The 19,366-nt window shown below is 60.6% G+C and carries 16 protein-coding genes and 4 pseudogenes; 19 read left to right on the top strand and 1 reads right to left on the bottom strand.

Annotated elements, in window-relative coordinates; genetic code table 11:
- Positions 1 to 115 precede the first annotated feature (115 nt).
- The 15 genes and pseudogenes from U1R88_RS27595 to U1R88_RS27665 form a co-directional block, all read left to right on the top strand.
- On the top strand, positions 116 to 2,383 hold the full coding sequence (locus tag U1R88_RS27595; RefSeq protein WP_322434150.1) for an FdhF/YdeP family oxidoreductase: 2,268 nt from the start codon (positions 116 to 118) through the stop codon (positions 2,381 to 2,383).
- A gap of 187 nt (positions 2,384 to 2,570) precedes the next feature.
- Positions 2,571 to 3,984, top strand: a pseudogene (locus U1R88_RS27600) (cytochrome ubiquinol oxidase subunit I).
- 2 nt (positions 3,985 to 3,986) lie between these two features.
- Positions 3,987 to 4,994, top strand: a complete 1,008-nt coding sequence (gene cydB, locus U1R88_RS27605; protein WP_322434151.1) for a cytochrome d ubiquinol oxidase subunit II — start codon at positions 3,987 to 3,989, stop codon at positions 4,992 to 4,994.
- Positions 4,994 to 5,110 (top strand): DUF2474 family protein, encoded by a 117-nt coding sequence (locus U1R88_RS27610; protein WP_322434152.1) that lies wholly within the window; start codon positions 4,994 to 4,996, stop codon positions 5,108 to 5,110. Before cydB ends, U1R88_RS27610 begins: the two co-directional genes overlap by 1 nt.
- Before the next feature lie 131 nt (positions 5,111 to 5,241).
- Positions 5,242 to 5,877 (top strand): nucleotide exchange factor GrpE, encoded by a 636-nt coding sequence (gene grpE, locus U1R88_RS27615; RefSeq protein ID WP_322434153.1) that lies wholly within the window; start codon positions 5,242 to 5,244, stop codon positions 5,875 to 5,877.
- A 446-nt stretch (positions 5,878 to 6,323) separates the two neighbouring features.
- Positions 6,324 to 8,225, top strand: coding sequence for a molecular chaperone DnaK (gene dnaK, locus U1R88_RS27620; RefSeq protein ID WP_322434155.1), 1,902 nt, complete (start codon positions 6,324 to 6,326; stop codon positions 8,223 to 8,225).
- Between the two features lie 223 nt (positions 8,226 to 8,448).
- Positions 8,449 to 9,354, top strand: coding sequence for a DnaJ C-terminal domain-containing protein (locus U1R88_RS27625; protein ID WP_322434156.1), 906 nt, complete (start codon positions 8,449 to 8,451; stop codon positions 9,352 to 9,354).
- Positions 9,355 to 9,356: 2 nt separating this feature from the next.
- Positions 9,357 to 9,629 carry a chaperone modulator CbpM gene (locus U1R88_RS27630; RefSeq protein WP_322434191.1) on the top strand — a complete coding sequence of 91 codons (273 nt, stop codon included), beginning with the start codon at positions 9,357 to 9,359 and terminating at the stop codon, positions 9,627 to 9,629.
- A gap of 23 nt (positions 9,630 to 9,652) precedes the next feature.
- Entirely contained in the window at positions 9,653 to 9,874 is a 222-nt protein-coding gene (locus tag U1R88_RS27635; protein WP_322434157.1) for a hypothetical protein, read from the top strand.
- 45 nt (positions 9,875 to 9,919) lie between these two features.
- Positions 9,920 to 11,198 (top strand): annotated as a pseudogene (locus tag U1R88_RS27640) (sigma-54-dependent transcriptional regulator); the annotation flags it as partial.
- A gap of 43 nt (positions 11,199 to 11,241) precedes the next feature.
- Entirely contained in the window at positions 11,242 to 11,703 is a 462-nt protein-coding gene (locus U1R88_RS27645; protein ID WP_322434158.1) for an APC family permease, read from the top strand.
- Positions 11,700 to 12,581: a universal stress protein gene (locus U1R88_RS27650; RefSeq protein ID WP_322434159.1), complete on the top strand. Its 882-nt coding sequence runs from the start codon at positions 11,700 to 11,702 to the stop codon at positions 12,579 to 12,581. The genes U1R88_RS27645 and U1R88_RS27650 overlap by 4 nt, the downstream gene beginning before the upstream one ends.
- A gap of 252 nt (positions 12,582 to 12,833) precedes the next feature.
- Positions 12,834 to 13,916, top strand: coding sequence for an NAD(P)/FAD-dependent oxidoreductase (locus U1R88_RS27655; protein ID WP_322434192.1), 1,083 nt, complete (start codon positions 12,834 to 12,836; stop codon positions 13,914 to 13,916).
- Positions 13,917 to 14,077: 161 nt separating this feature from the next.
- A complete protein-coding gene (locus U1R88_RS27660; protein ID WP_322434160.1) occupies positions 14,078 to 14,794 on the top strand; it encodes a response regulator transcription factor in 717 nt (238 codons plus the stop codon).
- 216 nt (positions 14,795 to 15,010) lie between these two features.
- Positions 15,011 to 15,115, top strand: a pseudogene (locus U1R88_RS27665) (IS6 family transposase); the annotation flags it as partial.
- 55 nt (positions 15,116 to 15,170) lie between these two features.
- Here the strand turns inward: U1R88_RS27665 and U1R88_RS27670 are convergent.
- The gene (locus U1R88_RS27670; protein WP_322434161.1) at positions 15,171 to 16,370 is read right to left on the bottom strand and encodes a helix-turn-helix transcriptional regulator; all 1,200 of its coding nucleotides are present in this window, start codon (positions 16,368 to 16,370) and stop codon (positions 15,171 to 15,173) included.
- 476 nt (positions 16,371 to 16,846) lie between these two features.
- On the opposite strand from U1R88_RS27670, the gene U1R88_RS27675 reads away from it, so the two are divergent.
- The 4 genes and pseudogenes from U1R88_RS27675 to U1R88_RS27690 form a co-directional block, all read left to right on the top strand.
- Positions 16,847 to 17,563 carry a response regulator transcription factor gene (locus U1R88_RS27675; RefSeq protein WP_322434162.1) on the top strand — a complete coding sequence of 239 codons (717 nt, stop codon included), beginning with the start codon at positions 16,847 to 16,849 and terminating at the stop codon, positions 17,561 to 17,563.
- A 73-nt stretch (positions 17,564 to 17,636) separates the two neighbouring features.
- A complete protein-coding gene (locus tag U1R88_RS27680; protein ID WP_322434163.1) occupies positions 17,637 to 17,843 on the top strand; it encodes a hypothetical protein in 207 nt (68 codons plus the stop codon).
- 310 nt (positions 17,844 to 18,153) lie between these two features.
- Positions 18,154 to 18,957, top strand: a complete 804-nt coding sequence (locus tag U1R88_RS27685; RefSeq protein WP_322434164.1) for an outer membrane protein — start codon at positions 18,154 to 18,156, stop codon at positions 18,955 to 18,957.
- 234 nt (positions 18,958 to 19,191) lie between these two features.
- Positions 19,192 to 19,363, top strand: a pseudogene (locus U1R88_RS27690) (IS5/IS1182 family transposase); the annotation flags it as partial.
- Positions 19,364 to 19,366 lie beyond the last annotated feature (3 nt).

The raw sequence follows: 19,366 nt of genomic DNA on the forward strand, positions 1-19,366 counted from the left end.
GATCCCTGATTTCTTGGACATTTTGTTCGTTCTAAATGGACAAAATGTCTATATATTTCAAATAGATAGAGTGTTTTACTATGTGCTCGACAGTTTCTGCGGAGCGGTTTCGAGCATGGCCGACAACAAGCCTCAATATAAGACATACCATCATCCGGCAGGGGGCTGGGGCGCTGCTGCAGCGACTGCCAAGGTGCTGCTGGAGCAGAGCGTCATCACCAAGGGGTCGCGCGCGCTGCTCGCCATGAACCAGCCTGGCGGCTTCAAATGCCCCAGTTGCGCCTTTCCCGATCCCGACCACAAGAAGACTCTCGAATTCTGCGAGAACGGCGCCAAGGCGCTGGCCTTCGAGGCGACCAAGCGAAGGATCACGCGGGAGTTCTTCGAAAGGCACAGCGTGTCGGAACTCATGGAGCAGTCGGATTACTGGCTCGAAATGCAGGGCCGGCTGACCGAACCCATGCGCTACGATGCGGCATCCGACCGCTATGTCCCCTGTGACTGGGAGGCCGCCTTCACGCTGATCGGCGATCACCTCAAGGCGCTCGAAAGCCCCCATCAGGCGGAATTCTACACCTCGGGGCGCACGCCCAACGAGGCCGCCTTCCTGTATTCCATCTTTGTGCGGGAATTCGGCACCAACAATTTCCCCGACTGTTCGAACATGTGCCACGAGCCGACGAGCCGCGGGCTGCCTGCCTCCATCGGGGTCGGGAAGGGGACGGTGGTGATGGAGGACTTCGAGCACGCCGAAGCCATCTTTGTCATCGGCCAGAACACCGGCACCAACTCGCCGCGCATGATGACCAATCTGGTCGAGGCGCGAAAACGCGGCGTGCCGATCGTGGCCGTCAACCCGATGCCGGAACGGGCGCTGATACGCTTCACCGAGCCGCAGGATGTCGTGCAGATGGCGACATTCGGGTCGACTGCGATCGCGAGCGAATTCGTCCATATCCGCATCGGAGGGGATCTGGCGCTGCTCAAGGGCATGATGAAGGTGATCTTCGAGCGCGAGGCGCAGGGCGAGGCCGTCATCGATACCGATTTCGTCAGCCGGCACACCGTTGGCCTGGAGGCGATCCGCGCCGATGTCATGGCGCAGGAATGGCCGGACATCGTGGCGATCTCCGGACTGGCGGAAGACCAGATACGCCGTTGCGCCGAAATCTACATTCGTTCGCGCGCAACCATGATCTGCTACGGCATGGGCCTCACCCAGCATCAGGAAGGGTCGCGCCTGCTCCAGCAGGTCGTCAACCTGCTCCTTCTCCGCGGCAATTTCGGCAAGCCGGGGGCAGGGATCTCACCCATTCGCGGCCATTCGAACGTGCAGGGCGACCGCACCGTCGGCATCGATGAAAAACCCTCCCAGGACTATCTGGACCGGGTGCGCGACGTGTTCGGTTTCGAACCGCCCCGCCACCATGGCCATCACACGGTCGAATCCGTGGAAGCCATGGAAAAGGGCTCGGCCAAGGTCTTCATCGGGATGGGAGGCAATTTCGTTCGTGCCATTCCCGACACCGACAGATCCTATGCGGCGATGCGCAAGCTGGCCCTGACGGTCGGCATCGCCACCAAGCTCAATCGTGGCCATCTCGTTCACGGACGCGATGCGCTGATCCTGCCCGTCATTTCCCGGTCGGAGGTGATCCATACGGCGGCCGGCGAACAATTCGTGACGATCGAGGACTCCATGTCGAACGTCACAGCCTCGCGCGGCGTGCTGACGCCCGCCAGCGCCCATCTGCTGCCAGAAGTGGAGATCGTCTGCCGGATGGCCCTGGCAAGCCTGCCCAACAGCAAGGTCGCATGGGCGAGCTACATCCACGACTACAATCTCATCCGTGACAAGATTGCCGAAGTCTATCCGGACATCTACGCCGACTTTTCGGAAAAGGTGAAGAATCCCAAGGGCTTTCATCTCGATGTGCCGCCGCGGCGGCTTGTCTGGCCGACGCCGAACGGCAAGGCGAATTTTCTGCTTCTGCCCGGCCTCGACGTGAATATCCCGGTTGCCGACCCGTGGATGCTGCGGCTGGCTACGGTCCGCTCGCATGACCAGTTCAACACGACCATCTACAGCAACAATGACCGCTATCGCGGCGTCTACAACGACCGCATGATCCTGTTCATGAATGCCGAGGATCGTGCGGCGCGAGGCCTGGACGCGGGCTCTCGCATCGCCTTGGAAACGATCAGCGACGATGGCGTCATGCGTCGCGTGGAGAGCCTGACGGTGCTGGATTATCCGATGCCCCGCGGGGCCGTGGCGGGATATTACCCCGAGCTCAATCCGCTGCTGCCCCTGGAGTATTACGACAAGATCAGCGGAACTCCGGCCGCCAAATCGATACCGGTGCGCGTCGTAGGGACCTAGGGCAAAGGGCGATTTGTCCGGACCGGCTTTGTCTCCAGCTCTTTGTTTCGACGCGTTTTATCAAGCGAAAAGTCTATCGACTTTTCTGGAAGACGGTGCGGGCCGTCCCGCATCATCAGGAAAAGCATCCCTGGCGTCAGCCAACCCCGGGGATGGCATCTTTCGGCTTCTTTGAGGGGAGGGGACGTTGCTTGGGCAACTGGATGCGGTGATCTTGGCGCGTGCGCAGTTCGCCTTCACGGTGTCGTTCCACTTCATCTTTCCAGCGTTTTCCATCGGGCTGGCAAGCTATCTGATGGTGCTGGAGGGGCTGTGGCTCAAGACGGGCAAGGGCGTCTATGCCAATCTCTATCGCTACTGGCTGAAGATCTTCGCCGTCGTATTCGGCATGGGCGTCGTGTCGGGCCTGGTCATGTCCTACCAGTTCGGTACGAACTGGTCGGCCTTCTCGACCAAGGCGGGCCCGATCATCGGCCCGCTCATGGCCTATGAAGTGCTGACCGCCGTCTTCCTGGAGGCCGGCTTCCTCGGTGTGATGCTGTTCGGCATGAGCAAGGTCGGCCGAGGCCTGCACTTCTTCGCCACCTGCATGGTGGCGCTCGGCACGCTGATCTCGGCGACTTGGATCATCGCCGTGAACAGCTGGATGCAGACGCCGGCAGGGTTTGCCGTCAATGCCAGCGGCCAGTTCGTACCGGCAGGGTCCTGGCTGCCGATCATCTTCACGGCCAGCTTTCCCTTCCGTCTGGTTCATACCGTGATCGCCGCCTATCTCACCACCGCCTTCGTGGTGGGGGGCGTCGGCGCCTGGCACCTGCTCAAGGACCGTGGCAATGCCGGTGCGCGCAAGATGTTCTCGATGGCCATGTGGATGGCGGCGATCGTGGCGCCCATCCAGATTCTGGCCGGCGATGCCCATGGCTTGAACACGCTGGAGCATCAGCCTGCCAAGGTGCTGGCCATGGAGGGCGACTACCAGCCCAGCCCCAATGGTGCTCCCCTCGTGTTGTTCGGCCTGCCGGACAACGAGGAAGGGCGCGTGCGCTACGAGGTGTCGATACCGCATATCGGTTCGCTGATCCTCAAGCACGATCCCTATGCGCCGCTTCCGGGCCTCACCGATTTTCCGCGGGATCAATGGCCCCCCCACACCCATCATCTTCTGGTCGTTCCGGATCATGGTGGCGCTGGGCTTCGCCATGCTCGGCATCGGGCTGTGGAGCTTGCTCGCACGCATGCGAGGCAGGCTCTATGATTGGCGCTGGCTGCATCGCGCCGCCGTTGCCATGGGACCGGCAGGCTTCGTTGCGGTGATCGCGGGCTGGGTGACGACGGAAGTCGGGCGGCAACCCTTCACGGTCTACGGCCTGCTGCGAACGGCCGAATCCCATTCGCCGCTCGCTGCGCCGGCCGTTGCCGCCTCGCTGATTGCCTTCGCGCTGGTCTATTTCAGCGCTTTCGGGGCCGGCACCTATTATCTGTTGCGCCTGATGGCGAAGGCGCCTGGACGTGGCGAGAGCGAGCCACCGAACCTGCCGCAACGCGCGGCCGGTATCACGCCCGCAGCAAGCGTCGGCGTTCCCCTGCCGGCGAAGGAGTGATCGTGATGGGCAGCATCGATCTCGCCATATTCTGGGCGGCGGTCATCGGCTTTGCGGTGATGGCTTATGTCGTCATGGACGGCTTCGACCTCGGTATCGGCATCCTGTTCCCGACCTTTGCGGTGGGCGAGGAGCGCGACCAGGCGATGAACTCGATCGCGCCGGTGTGGGACGGCAACGAGACCTGGCTGGTGATGGGCGGCGGCGGTCTGCTTGCGGCCTTCCCGCTGGCCTATGCCATCATCCTTCCGGCCACCTATCCGCTGATCATCGCCATGTTGCTCGGGCTCGTCTTTCGCGGCGTCGCCTTCGAGTTTCGCTGGCGCGATCCGCGCCACCGTCCGTTGTGGGACACGGCATTCTGCCTTGGGTCGGTCGTCGCTGCGTCGGCGCAGGGCGTGACGCTTGGCGCGATCCTGCAAGGCGTCCATGTCGAGAACGAGGCCTATGCCGGCGGCTGGCTGGATTGGCTGAGCCCCTTCAGCGTGTTGACGGGGCTGGCCGTGGTGACCGGCTATGCCTTGCTGGGGGCGACCTGGCTGATCTGGAAGACGGAAGGGACGAGCCAGTTCCATGCCCGCCGCCTGGCGTTCTGGCTGGGCGTGGCCACGCTTCTCGCTCTCGGGGCCGTCAGCGCGGCCACGCCGTTCCTGCACTATGATTATTGGCGACGCTGGTTTGCCATGCCGGGCGTGCTGCTGACTGCCCAGGTGCCGCTGCTCGTGGCGATCTGCACGGCGACCTTCTTCTGGAGCCTGCGGCGCGAGCGGGAGCGGCTGCCCTTCCTGATGGCTCTGGCGCTGTTCCTGCTTGGCTTCATCGGGCTCGGGATCAGCATCTATCCCTATGTGGTGCCCCGCGCCGTGACGATCTGGGAGGCGGCGGCACCACCCGAGAGCCAGGCCTTCATGCTGGTCGGGGCCCTCGTCATCATCCCCCTCATCCTCGTCTATACCGGCTGGGCCTATTGGGTATTTCGCGGCAAGGCCGGCATCCATGGCTATCATTGATGGCGTCGAGAACACCCTTCTGGAAACGGCTCGCCTGGATGCTCGTGATCTGGGCCGCCAGCATCAGCGTGCTCGGGATGGCAGCGGCCGTGATCCGGCTATGCCTTCTGCGTTAGTCCGGAATGGATCTTCTCGAGCCGGATCGGCGTTGGACGATTAGGCATGGGCTCGCGCAGCCCACAAGTCTCTGCGTTCGGGGATTACAGCATAGCGGCATTCATCTGAAAGCATCCGACAGGGAGGCGAAATGACCAGAAGAGCCAAACCCGAGAACGACATTCATGGGGCACCGGAGCCGGCAAATGCGCCGGGGCCGACAGCGAAGGCGACGGAGCAGGCCGATCCATCTCCGGCCGGATCAGCCGACGATGCCGCTGCGATCATCGCCAGGCTCGAGGCTGACAATGCCGCGTTGAAGGATCGCTTGTTGCGGGCGCTGGCCGAAACAGAGAATGTGCGCCGCCGTGCCGAGCGTGAGCTGAATGATGCGCGCCAATATGCCGTCGCGAAATTTGCCGGCGACATGCTGGGAGTGGCTGACAATATCGAGCGCGCCATCGCCAACGTGCCGGCGCAAGTCCGCGAAGGCGACGAGGCGGTCAGGACGCTGATTGAAGGGGTAGAGCTCACGGAAAAGGAGCTGCTGCGTTCGCTGGAAAGACATGGCGTCAGGAAGCTCGATCCCCTGGGAGAGCGCTTCGATCCCAATTTCCATGAAGCGCTGTTCGAGGTGCCCGATCCTTCGGTGCCGAGCGGCACCGTCAGCAAGGTCATCGGCGCCGGGTATTCGATCGGAACGCGCTCCTTGCGCCCGGCCAGGGTCGGCGTTTCCAGCGGTGGGCCGAGGCAACCCGCGGAAGCCGGGGCCGGAAGGCAGCCCTGACGGCGCGGCTGGCAGCGATGGCCGGCCATCGAACCTGTCGGTTCCTGGCTCAGCCGGCCCTGCCTGCGGACACTTTGTCTACGGTTGCGCGGACATGTTGTCCTGATCGACCGGGGACTCTCCCATAAGTCATTGATATCGCTGTGTATCCAGTCTGGCACGTCTGTTGCTGTCACGTCGAGGCCAGCGCTCGGCGGCAGCGCCACAAACAGACGGGACATCATGGCATCGTACTTGACGATATCCGGCCGCCCGCATGGCCATCCGGAACAGCAAGGCCAGGGGCTGGCGCCGGACGAGCCAAAACACCCAATGCCGTCTCTCGGAAGAGAGGCGAATGGCCCGCTGCCGGGCAGCAAATCCTCCGCCTGAGACATCTCGACCGCGGCAATCACAACAAAAGCGGCAACACATATTCCAGCAATCAAATAACAGGGAGCATCTTCATGGCTACGATCATCGGAATTGACCTGGGAACGACCAATTCATGCGTTGCGGTCATGGACGGCAAGAATACGCGCATCATCGAGAATGCCGAGGGTGCGAGGACCACACCGTCGATCGTTGCGTTTACAGGCGATGGCGAGCGTCTCGTCGGGCAGCCTGCCAGGCGGCAGGCGGTGACCAACCCGACCAACACGATCTTTGCGGTCAAGCGGTTGATCGGCCGACGCTACGACGACCCCACCGTCGAGAAGGACAAGGCCCTCGTCCCCTACAAGATCGTCAAGGCGGCCAATGGCGACGCCTGGGTGGAAGCCCAGGGCAAAACCTATTCGCCCTCGCAGATCTCAGCCTTCATCCTGCAGAAGATGAAGGAAACCGCCGAAGCCAATCTCGGCGAGAAGGTCACCCAGGCCGTCGTCACGGTTCCCGCCTATTTCAACGATGCCCAGCGCCAGGCGACCAAGGACGCCGGCAAGATTGCGGGTCTCGAAGTCCTGCGCATTATCAACGAGCCGACGGCTGCGGCGCTGGCCTATGGACTCGACAAGAAGAAGCAGGCCAAGATCGCGGTCTATGATCTCGGCGGCGGCACGTTCGACATCTCCATCCTCGACATCGGCGATGGCGTCTTCGAGGTCAAGTCGACCAATGGCGACACGTTCCTCGGCGGCGAAGACTTCGACATGCGCCTGGTGAACTACCTGGCCGACGAGTTCCAGCGCGAGCAGGGCATCGACCTGAGAAAGGACAAGCTGGCCCTGCAGCGATTGAAGGAGGCGGCGGAGAAGGCCAAGATCGAGCTCTCCACCATCACCCAGACGGAAATCAACCTGCCCTACATCACCGCCGATGCCAGCGGTCCCAAGCATTTCCAGATCAAGCTGACACGGGCGAAATTCGAGTCCCTGGTCGAAGATCTCGTGCAGCGAACCATCGAGCCGTGCCTCAATGCGTTGAAGGATGCGGGACTGGCGGCCAAGGACATCGATGAGGTCGTGCTGGTTGGCGGCATGACCCGCATGCCGAAGATCCAGGAGATCGTGCGCAAGATCTTCGACAAGGAGCCGCATAAGGGCGTCAATCCCGACGAGGTCGTCGCGGTCGGGGCAGCAATCCAGGCCGGCGTGCTGCAGGGCGACGTCAAGGACGTCCTGCTTCTCGACGTCACGCCCCTCTCGCTGGGGCTGGAAACGCTGGGTGGCGTCTTCACGCGCCTCATCGAACGCAACACCACCGTTCCGGCCAAGAAGAGCCAGGTGTTCTCCACGGCCGAGGACAATCAGAACGCCGTCACCATCCGTGTCTTCCAGGGCGAACGCGAGATGGCGGCAGACAACAAATTGCTCGGCCAGTTCGACCTGATGGGCATCGCGCCGGCCCCGCGTGGCGTGCCCCAGATCGACGTGACCTTCGACATCGACGCCAACGGCATCGTCAATGTCTCGGCGAAGGACAAGGGGACCGGCAAGGAGCAGCGCATCCAGATCCAGGCGTCCGGCGGCCTCTCCGAAGCTGACATCGAGCGCATGGTCAAGGATGCCGAAGCCCATGCCGCCGAGGACAAGAAGCGCAGGGAGACCGTGGAAGCGAGGAATACCGCGGAAGCCCTGCTGCACGCGACCGAGAAGGCGGTTGCCGAGCATGGCGGCAAGGTGGCCGAGGCGGATCGGCGGACAATCGAGAATGCCATGGCCGACCTGCGCGAAGCGGCGAAAGGCGAGGATGCCGCCGCCATCGCCGCCAAGGCGAGCACTCTGCAGCAGCTCTCGCAGAAACTGGCGGAGGCGGCCTATGCACAGCCGGGCGCATCGTCCGACACGCCCTCTCACGCCGGCGGCGACGATGTGGTCGACGCCGAATTCAGCGAGGTGGATGACAATGATGCAAAGAAATCGGGCTGACCTGGCGACGGGGTTGCAGGCCGCCCCTGCCGCGAAAGGCATTTTGCTCGCGACGCGGAGCCTGCCTGCCTGACTGACCGCGAAAAATGCTCTAGCATCGCGGCCTGCGCCGGGCCGAGTCCTTGGCGTTTCCAACATCGACCGGAGGCGCGATGGAGCGCCTTCTTGAAGCTTATGAACCGTCAAATCGCAAAACGCCGTGGAAATGCTATCGGAGTAGGTTGTGAGAAATCCTTACGAGGTTCTGGGTGTTGCCCCGACGGCATCTTCGGCCGAGATCCAGAGCGCCTATCGCAAGCTTGCGAAGAAACTGCATCCGGATCTCAATCCCGGTGACAAGGGGGCCGAGGAGAAGTTCAAGGAAGTCGCGGGCGCCTACGACCTGCTCAGCGACGCCGACAAACGCAAGCGCTTCGACAATGGCGAGATCGATGCGAGTGGTGCGGAACGCCCGCCGCAGCATTTCTACCGTGAATATGCCGGCGCCGATCACGATCATCCCTATGTCGATGCCTCCGGTTTCGCCGACTTCATGGACGGGGAGGATGCGTTTGCCGAATTGCTGAGGCGCGGCCAGCGAGCGCGCGCGAACCGGCGTGGCCAGGATCTGCACTATCGGCTGCCGATCGAGTTCGTCGAGTCGGTCATGGGTGCGAACAAGCGCCTGACCCTGCCGGATGGCGGCACGCTCGACGTGAAGATTCCGCCGGGCTTGGTGGATGGCCAGACCCTGCGCCTGAAGGGCAAGGGTGCGCCGGGCGCCGGTACGGGCGGTGCCGGCGATGCCCTGATCGAAGTGGAGGTTTTGCCCGATCGTCGTTTCACGCGCGAGGGCGACGACATCACGCTGGAATTGCCGGTTTCGCTGTCGGAGGCCGTGCTCGGGGGGCGGGTGCGTGTTCCCACCCCGACCGGTGATGTGACGATGTCCGTGCCGAAAGGATCGAACACCGGCACGACCCTGCGCCTCAAGGGCAAGGGGGCGCCTCGCAAGGGCGGAGGGCAGGGTGACCAATTCGTCAAGCTCAAGATCGTCCTTCCCAGGGGGGCCGATCCGGACCTCGAAGCGTTCGTTTCGAACTGGGCCAAGGGCAAGGACTTCAATCCCCGCGAGGATAGAGCATCATGAGCATGAACAAGCAGGAATTTCTGGCGAGTTCCGGCATCCAGGTGCAGACACTCGAATTGTGGCTCGAGCAGCGCTGGCTCATTCCGCGTCTGACGCAAGCGGGGGTGCAATTCACCGAGATCGATATTGCGCGTGCGCGCCTGATTCAGGACCTGAAGAACGATATCGGGGCCAATGACGAGGGTATCGATGTCATCCTGCACCTGATGGACCAACTCCACGGGCTGCGCCAGGTCCTGGCGCAGTTGCGTGGGAACATGCAGGAACGTTCCTAGCTAGAGACTGGGAGGAGAGTGGCATGAACGAAAGCCCAATGGCGTCCGAACCGGGAATCGATGTCCTCATCCTGCAGGCCCTGATGCGCAAGCTGGTGGCCAAAGGGCTTCTTTCGCCGGATGACGTGCGCGCCTTGCTGTTCGAGGCGGCAACCCGCCTCGACATCGACGGCAGCCAGCAGACCCCCCAAGCAGCCCGGGAGATGGTGGAAGAGAGTCTGGCGCCTGCGTTTCTGGGAGGCTGACGGTTCCTCACGTCAGGCCAGGGTGCGGTTGGGAAGGAAGTGTTGATGTCCGAGGATCCCGCTCACGATACTGCCGGCCCTGCCGCAGATCCACAATTCGGGCCGTGGCTGGCCCAGGCCTCGATCCTGGTCGTCGACGACGAGCCGGGGATGCGCAATTTCCTGGTCAAGATCCTGGGGCCGCGCAGCAAGCTGATAGCCGAAGCCGCGGACACCAAACAGGCGTCCCAGAAACTCGACCAGCAGCACTTCGACGTGGTCATTCTCGACAATATCATGCCGAGACAGAACGGCCTGGATTGGCTTGCCGAACAGCGAGCCGTCGGGTTCTTCGCCGATGTCATCCTGATGACGGCCTATGCCGACCTGGACACCGCGATCGGTGCCTTGCGGGCGGGCGCCGTCGATTTCGTGCTCAAGCCGTTTCGCTCCAACCAGCTTCTCAATGCGGTTGCCCGTTGTCTTGACCGGATCAGGCTGCAGCGTGAGAACGACGTCCTGCACCATGAGCTGAAATCGCCAGGCCATCAGATCTTCCTGAGCAACAAGCTGCTGGGCGACTCCAGGGCGATCCGGAATGTGCGCCAGTCCATCGCACGCGTTGCACCCTTGCCGACCTTGGTCCTGTTGACTGGCAGGTCGGGAACCGGAAAGGAAGTCGCGGCACGTTCGCTTCACTCGCTTTCCGGCCATTCCGACAAGCTTTTCGTGCCGATCAATTGCGGTGCCATCCCGGCGGACATGATCGAAAGCGAATTGTTCGGCCATCTGAAAGGAGCCTTCACCGGGGCGGGCAGGGCGCGGGAGTGTCAGGCCGGTCGGCTCGGAACGCGAGGTTCCCTTCGACGCCCGCTTCATCTTTGCCACCAATGCCGATCTTCCCAAGCGCGTCGAGGCCGGCAGTTTTCGTGCCGATCTCTTCTTCCGTATCAATGTCGTGCAGATCCATTTGCCGCTGCTGAAGGATCGCGGCGACGATGTGCAGGAACTTGCGGCCCTGTTCATGCGCGAATTCGCCCAGCAGCTCGGCATGCCCCCTGTCACCATCGACGACAGGGTACGCGCTGCGCTCGCACGCTATGATTGGCCGGGAAACATCCGGGTACTTCGCAATCTCATCGAACGAACGGTGATCCTCGGCGGTTTTCCGGAGGATATCGAGCGCATTGCCAGTGACGGCGATGACGACAGGGGCGGCCAGAGCCTGGCCGAGGTGGAACGGCGCCACATTCTGTTGGTCCTGCGCGAGGTCAAGGGCGATCGAGAAGAGGCTGCCCGCCGCCTCGGGATCTCGCGCAAGACCATCGATCGCAAATGCCTGGCCGGCCAATATCCTGGCAGCTGGCGCGGTGATCTCGATCTTCAGCGTGACGCTGATCTCGCTCTACGGACAGACCAGAATCCTCTTCGCCATCTCGCGCGACGGGCTGCTGCCGCCGATTCTGCATCGGGTCGATCCGCGTTCGATGACACCCGTGGCCTGCACGATCCTTGTGTCGATCTTCGTCGCGCTGATCGCCGCCTTCGTGCCGTCCGACATGCTCTGGGACCTGACTAGCATGGGCACGCTTTCGGCGTTCATGGTCGTTTCGGCCGGTGTGATCATCCTGCGCTATAAGCACCCGGACATGCCGCGGGGTTTCACTGTTCCCTTCTTCCCGGTCCTGCCGATCCTGAGCATCGCGAGCTGCCTCTATCTGATCTTCCAGCTGCATTGGACGGTTTTCGCCGTGACGGGCGCCTGGCTGGTGCTCGCAGCATTGGTCTACTTTGGCTACTCCATGCGGCGCTCCAAGCTTGAAGCCATGGCGCCAGGGGCTGCGGAATGAGGTACATCGTGGGATTGTCGCCCGATCAGGGCGGTCGCGAAGCACTGGCGCTGGGTTCACTCCTGGCGCGCTCAAGCCGAGGCTCAATCACGGTGGTCACCGTGGTGCCCGAGACATGGGGGCCACCCTCCCTGGCGCGGGTCGACGCCGAATATGCGCAGTTTGTCCTGCAGAACGCGCAGAAGTCGCTCGCAAAGGCAAAGGCATCGATATCGAGCGATGTCGATGCCGATTTCATCGCGGTTCCCGCCAAGTCCGCGCGTGACGGGCTGTTGCGGGCCGCCCAGGACATGGGTGCCGATTGCATCGTCGTGGGCTCGTCCCGCTCGGCACCGCCCGGGCGCTTTGCTGAGGGGAGCGTGGCGACGGGGCTGCTGCATTCGGCCGATCTGCCGATTGCCATCGCGCCCCGCGGCTATCTACCCGATCCCAGGAGTGTCGTCAGGCGTATCAGTTGCGCCTTCTCGCCTTCTCCTGCCTCGGCGGTCGTGGTGCGAAAAAGCGCCGAGCTGTGCGGTATTTTCGAGGTGCCGCTCAGGCTCGTCACCCTGATTGCGCGCGACAAGCAGATGTACCCCACCGGGGCGGGATACGATGCCGAAAACATGGTCGCCAACACCATGCGCGAGCAGGCCCAGGTGACGCTCGACGAGATGACGGCGGATTGGGACGGCGCGATCCAGCTCACCAGCGAGATCGGTGACGGCAAGACCTGGAAGTCGGCGTTTGACTCCCTGCTCTGGGCCAGCGCCGAGATCCTGGTGATCGGTTCGAGCAGCCTCGGGCCGATTGCGCGGGTCTTTCTCGGCTCGAAATCCGGCAAGATCGCCCAGAACTCGCCGGTACCCTGCCTGATCATGCCGCGGCACGGCAGCTAGCCGTCGTCGCGAGTGCTTGCAGGGTACTTGTGGGGATGCAGAAGGCCAATCTCCTCTGCGTCCCCACGGCATACTCATTCAAACCGATCGTATCGCCTGCGCAGAAATGGCGGGTCCGATGTGTTCGACAGGAAGACTATCCCGGCCGGCTCGACTTCGGAGCCCAGTGCCTGTCGCCGCTACCAACTTGATAGGAAGGCCTGGAAAATGGGTTATATCGACACATTCTATAGGTAAACTCTCACTGAGGACCTGCCATTTCCTGCTCTGCGTGAGAGCGTCGAGTGCGATACCTGCATCGTTGGCGGAGGACTTGCCGGCCTGACCGTCGCGCTACAGTTGGCGCGCAGTGGGCAGTCCGTGTCCGTATTGGAGGCGCAACGCATCGCCTCGGCCGCCCCCATCCATGGAATAATGAGCGTTTCGCGCCATGAAAATGGCGATGAATTGAGGGCCCAGGCCGAACAGCTCCAACGGGAGTTCGACTATTCCGTCGAATATATGCAGCCGGATGAAGTGCGAAGTGCTCTTCGTTCGAATCGCTATTTTCAGGCTTTGCGCGACCCACGGGCCTTTCATATGCACCCGTTGAACTATCTGCGCGCGATCGCTCGAGAAATCGAGCGCCTAGGCGGGAAGGTGTTCGAACCCAGCAGTGCAATATCCGCCGACCTGTCTGGGCCAGAAAAAACACTTCGCACCGTCAACGGCCAGGTCAAGGCGCGGCATGTCGTGATCGCGACCGGGGGCTACACAACGGAACTGGTTCCACAGTTGAAGCGCGCCTATCTGCCGATTGCCACCTATGTGATGCTTTCCGAAGAGCAGCCGGACCTCATTGCTAACGCGATAACGACGACGGATGCAGTTCTCGATAGCAGGCGAGCCGGTGATTACTACCGCGTCGTGGACGGTGGAAAGCGCTTGTTATGGGGCGGCCGGATCACCACCAGGGTTGCTTCACCCGCTGCATTGGCGACCCAGTTGCGTCGTGAGATGACCAATACCTATCCGCAACTTGCCGATCTCGGAATTGAAACGTCCTGGTCGGGGCTGATGTCCTATGCGAGGCATCTCATGCCTCAGATCGGCCGATTGCAGGCGGGGGTCTGGTATTGCACCGCATTTGGCGGCCACGGCCTGAACACCACGGCAATTGGCGGCAAGGTCATCGCGGAAGCCATCCTCGGGCAATCCGATCGGTACATGCTGTTCGCGCCTTTCGGTCTGGTTTGGGCCGGCGGTCTGGCGGGCTTGTCGGTTGCGCAACTCACCTATTGGAAACTGCAGACGCAGGATTGGTGGCGCGAACGTTCGTCGTATCAGCAGCACTAAAAATAAGCGGCGCTTTTGGAAGACATCAAGACAATCAGAGTGTCATGAATGTAATAAATCCTCGTCGAGTAATGAAGCGAGAATATCGCCGGAATCCTGTGGCAAACGTAGAGCGTATTCATAACGAGAATCCTAAAGAATTACAACATCCGGGGGCGTTGATGTTCGCAAGAGAGACTAATCAGGGTGACGTCGCGAGCGCTACTCTCGTTTATCTTGTCGATGACGATGAGGATTTCCGCGAAGAAATAGTGTCGGGCCTGTCCAGACTGGGCTTGAACGCATATGGATTTGACAGCGCCGCGGCCCTGTACCGGGCCTATGCCGTCATGCCCCCTGAAATCGTTGTCCTCGACATTGGCCTGGAGGGCGAAGACGGCCTGTCCATAGCGGCCCATTTGCGGGCATCGCAGCCGATCGGGATCATCATGGCTACGGCCCGAGGGGCTGTCGACGACCGGGTTGCCGGCCTTGAGAAGGGTGCGGATGTCTATCTGGTGAAGCCCATCGATGTTCGGGAACTGGCCGCCACGATTGTGGCAGTCCACAATCGCGTCAACTGGTACCGCGAGGCGCCGGCTCCCCCTCAAGCCCCGCAATGGGCTCTGGTGGAAGGGGGCTGGGCAATCATTGACGGCCTGGGCAACCGCCTGCGCCTGACCGTCTCCGAGCAGCGCCTCTTGGGATGTTTGTTCAAGGAGCGCGGCAACACCGTCGAGCGCAGCGTGCTCGCCGCAATCATGGGCGAGGATGCCTACAACTTCAACTATGCCCACCTTGATACCATCGTAAGTCGCCTGCGCCGGAGGGCGAGAAAATCCAACATGCTTCTGCCCTTGCATGCTATTCGCGGGCTTGGGTTTACTTTTCCCGAGTAGAGAGCGTGTGTATCTCCATTATGTAAACTTTAATTTTAAAAAAATCGTATACATTTTAGAATGTAAATATATTTATCAATAAAAACGGAGAATAAGAATCTAAAATACATAGATATTGCGAGGATTTTTCAAATAAAATTGATTGTTTTTTAGATTTTCTGGGAATGTAAGACCTCATATGAGAGCGCCTTCATCTGAGAAGCGTATTTCACGAGGTTGAAAGGCCGTCATTTCGACCGACCGGTGCTCCTGCCTTGCGTACGTTGGTATCTGGCCTACGGGTTGAGTTTGCGGGATCTGAAGGAAATGATGGCCAAAAGGCCATCGACAAAGAGCGTCACCGCGCATGGGCGGGCGCTCTGCTTTCCCCTTGATGTTATCGGCCGTTGGGCCGGCGGACCGGTGGGACGAGGCGCCTGACAAGCGCAACGAGATCACTCTGTCGCGATACACCCATCTTGGCAAAGATGTGCTCGCGATGTGTCCGGGCTGTCGCCTCGCTGACTTGTAGCGCTGCCGCCGCCTTGCGGAGTGTCGCCCCCGCTATCAATTGCTCGAGCTGACGTATCTCGGCGGGCGTCAATCCGAACATGCGGGCGACAGCTCCGAGGTCGGTCGGCAGCGGGGTTGCGTCGAGTGCGACGAAGACGGCAGCCGTTGCCTGGGGCACGAGCCTTGTTCTGCGCTGGCCGCGGGCGAGTGGCAGGATATGAGCGATGGCTGCGACCCCGTCGGCCTTGCCGAGAGGCACACCCAACCCTGCCTCCGGAAGTTGCGTTTCGTCTTCCTGGGCCATCGCAATGGCCTTGCGCAGTTCTTCAGTTATGCGAGAGTCGACGGTGGCCAGACATCCGCCGGAAGACAGGATCGGCGATCCCGCATCGAGCATGCGCTGCGCCGTTTCATTAGCGTGCATGATGCGCCCTTCGCTCGCAACGATAACGATGCCGGCGGTCACGCTGTCGAGTGTTGCTCCGAGAGCCTGCTGCTCCACGGTTTTCATATCCAGAAGATCGCTGATCGTTACAGCGCGCCTGATATGCGGCACCAATATTCGTCCTATCGTTACCTCGCGGTCGGTATAGATGCCGGCATCCCTGTGGCGGTTGAGGCCGAGATGGGCTTGCCGGGTCGGGCTGTTGATCAATGTCAACCCAATCGAATCCACGATGCCCTGTGGCTCGCCCCATTCCTTAAGCATCGGTGATTGCGACTGGATCTCCGCGGTGAGATGGCGCGAAAACACCTGTGGTTCGTCGATGGGCATGTCGCGGAGGGCCGGTAGGCGCTCCCAGGATGCCATCTCTTCCCCATAGAGCTGAAAGCGCTCCAGCCAATAGGGGTCGATCCCGATCGTCTTGATGAGCGAGGCCCTGCCGCCGACCAGATCGATCATGGTCAGCGAGGCATTGTGGGCGCGCAACATTTCTTTGATGCCAGCCAGCATCGACTCCCAGAGGCCTGGGTCGAGAGCGCAATCGTAAATCGTGCCGATGAGCGCCGATATCTCGTCGATGGAGGGGAGGTCTTCTACTTCAGAGGCCCGAGCTTCAAAGGAGTCTGTGGAGTTCAGCATAGCATAGCAGTGAGAGAGAAGAATCGTTGTTGGCTAGGCGCCAGCTAAAACAACTGTTGCATCATTACAACGCTGCGACGGATTCTCAACCAAAAACGACGTCTATCGGATGAACATCCGATGCGCCAGTGCTTCGCCCCTGGGCATAACAGTGAAACGTGGAATTAAGCTCGTCCCGCGGTCGCGCTGATCGAATTCTGCAATCCCGCAATGGAAAATCCGTATGTCGCCCCCATTCAAAGACAACTGACAGACCGGCAGCTATTTCCGCAGGCCCCGACCGCAATCTGTTCGGGCGCAGCGAGAGGCGGGCCGCGGGCGGCCCTATTACCCAACCATCCCCAGACCGGCGGGCAGGGCGAGCGGGTGGTGTGAACTATCAAGGACGTGAAGAGCTTTCCTGCAAATTTGCCCGGTTTCTTTCAACTGCGTGCCGTTCGAACGGAGGCGTGGGGTGTCGTATGGAAGGTGGATAGATGTCCGTGGAGGAGACCAAGCGAGGCGATATTGCGAGCGCTCCTCTCGTTTATCTTGTTGATGACGATGAGGATTTTCGCGAAGAGATGGTATTCGGCCTATCCAGACTGGGCTTGAACGTACATGGATTTGGCAGCGCTGCGGCCCTGTACCGGGCCTATGCTGCCATGCCATCCGGAATTGTTGTCCTCGACATTGGTCTGAAGGGCGAAGACGGCCTGTCCGTAGCGGCCCATTTGCGAGCATCGCAACCGATCGGGATCGTCATGGCTACGGCGCGGGGGTCTATCGACGACCGAGTTGCCGGCCTGGAGAAGGGTGCAGATGCCTATCTCGTCAAGCCCGTCGATGTTCGGGAACTGGCCGCTACCGTGATGGCGGTCCACAATCGCGTCAACAGGCATCGCAAGGTGCCGCCTCCTCCTCAAATCCCGCAATGGGCGTTGGTGGAAGGAGGGTGGACAATCATTGACGGCCTGGGCCACCGCCTGCGCTTGACCGTCTCCGAGCAGTACCTCTTGGGGTGTCTGTTCAGGAAGCGCGGCAACACTGTCGAGCGGAGTGCACTTGTCGAAGCCATGGGTGCTGACGTCTATGATTTCAACTATGCCCATCTCGACACCATCGTAAGCCGCCTGCGGCGGAGAGCGAAAAAGTCCAACATGATCCTGCCCTTGCACGCAATCCGCGGGCAGGGTTTCACTTTCGCCGAATAGGAAAAAACAAGCCTGCTTTCTGTAATTAAAAAGTACCTCCGAATTGCAGGAAAGTTGATGGCAGGAGTGCCCGATGGGCACCTGCGGCTTCATTCTCAACTTTGCCCGTCTGCCAGAAGTCATTCCCTCCGATGATGCTGTGTGGAGCCAGATGTTTTCCAGGCTCGCTCACTGCGAGCGCGTCCAGCATCGCCGGCTTCACCAAGTGGCGCGTAATCGAACGCTCCTTCCCAACAAGCCACTCTGCATCATCTCAAAAATCCTCTCATCCGGCATGTGAGCGATACCAGTCGCCCTGTTTGGGGGCTCTCTTCAACAGCTCGGATCTGGCAGCCGGAATAGGGCGAAACTTCCAAGCCATCATCGCCCTCGCGGCCGCCTCCATCCTGGTAAATGCCGCCTAAAGCAAAAATAACTTCATGTCATATAGTGACATCATGTGTATGCGTGTGAAAGTAAACGTCAAAATAGAGATCTGTATAGTCAGTTCATACTAAATTTTACTGCAATGTTGCACATATATCACAGCAAAATTTCAGATAAATGCATAAGAGTAAAAGGCGATTTTTTGGGGGATTTCGATGCGTTCCGTGTATCATACCAGTGCAATCTTTGCCGTCTTGCTGGCGTCGACAGCCACTTCCGTTTTCGCTGCGGATCTTTCGCCCGCCCAGCCGTCTCCCCGTCCCCCCGTTATGGCCTATGATTGGTCCGGTCCTTACGTCGGTATTCATGCCGGCTATGGCTGGGGTAGCGAGAACGACAATCAAAGCCGTTATTTCGGCGGTGGGGCCCCCACCGGCGGTGGGGGGACCATCGGCGGCGGCGTCATAATAATCGGCGGCGTCAATGTGACCAACGTCGGGTCGATTATGGCCGACAAATTCAACGTTGACGGCTTCGTGGGCGGCGCTCATGCCGGTTACAACTATCAGATCAACCAATTTGTCCTCGGCATCGAGGGTGACGTTGATTATTCCGATATCAAGGGGCGCCATATATTCAACGGATCGGTAGGGACGGGAAGCCTCTCACTCGACAGCAAGTGGCAGGCCTCGGCCCGCCTTCGTGCGGGTTACGCATTCGATAATCTGCTTATCTATGCGACAGGCGGCATCGCCACCGGTTCTGCCGAACTTTCGACAACCGGCTATAAACTGCTTGTCATTGACAACAATTGGTATTTGCGGCGCATTCGCGGAAGCTCAAGCGAGATTCATATCGGTTGGACTGCCGGTGCGGGTGTCGAATACGCATTTGCCGAGAATTGGATCGGTCGCGCGGAAGTGCGCTACACCGATTTTGGTAAAAAAACATATGATACGCCGCTGGGATCTGTGAAGTCTGGATGGGATCAGACCACCGCGACCCTCGGCGTCAGCTATAAATTCTGATTTCTTGCTCTATGTCGAAATTAGGCAGCGAGTTCCTAAACGGATCAGACGCGCAGGAAACTCCAGCCATCTGCTCGGCCTTGATGCATTTGCGTCAAGGCGCGCAACCGCTTCTCTGTGCCGGTGATGTTCTCTCGGGTTGGGGTCAATCCTTCGGTGTCGTGACATCCCACGGGTCTTCTTCGCGCTCGCCCTGCTACAGCGCTTCGTACGAGGCGGAAGGCGGGTGGTTGAGATCGGATCATGGGTGCCGTTGCCGCTACCTATGACGATGGTATCCAGATGATCGGCAGCATATCCGTTTGCGTCCGCCGGCAGGGCGCGACGGAAAAAGGGGAATCGAGATCACTGTCTCGGTCGGTCCCGGGGCGATCTCACGAAGAAATCCACGCGGGTCGCGTCAGGTGGC

Origin of the sequence: Labrys sedimenti (assembly GCF_034424805.1) — a bacterium.
Taxonomy (GTDB): Bacteria; Pseudomonadota; Alphaproteobacteria; order Rhizobiales; family Labraceae; genus Labrys; species Labrys sedimenti.